The sequence below is a fragment of the Paraburkholderia sp. RL17-373-BIF-A genome, from assembly GCF_046030175.1.
In the GTDB taxonomy this organism is placed as follows: domain Bacteria; phylum Pseudomonadota; class Gammaproteobacteria; order Burkholderiales; family Burkholderiaceae; genus Paraburkholderia.
Genome location: NZ_JARESO010000449.1, coordinates 1 through 415 on the forward strand (window position 1 = coordinate 1; position 415 = coordinate 415).

1 pseudogene is annotated in these 415 nt (G+C 60.7%); it reads right to left on the reverse strand.

Annotated features, from left to right (window positions below):
* Positions 1-372: pseudogene (locus P0D80_RS51315) on the reverse strand (transposase); the annotation flags it as partial.
* Between the last annotated feature and the right edge of the window lie 43 nt (positions 373-415).

Genomic DNA, 415 nt, shown 5'->3' on the forward strand with positions numbered 1-415 from the left:
CATGCGCGAGATCTGCGCCTCGACCAGCGAGCGCACACCATAGCCATATTTCTTCTGAAACGCATAAATACCCGTGTCCTTGATGTAGGCAGTGAGCTGGTCATGCCAGCCCGTTTCAGGCCTGCCATGCACAACGGCGTGAGCCGGCGGCGGGATGACAGGGGTGATGCCTGCCTCCGAAAACGCCTGGGTGCGCTCAATGCTGTAATACGCGCCATCGGCGATCACCCGATCCAGCGGCACATCAGCGGGCAGCACCGCGTCCATTCCTTCGCTGTCCGATCCTTCTGTGGTGGTGATGCGAATCGCGCGAACGTTCATGTCCGCGTCGATCGACAGATGCATCTTGCGCCACGGCGTGCGAGCCGCCTTATGGCCGTACTTTTCCTCGTATCACTGGCTCGCGCACCCGAAG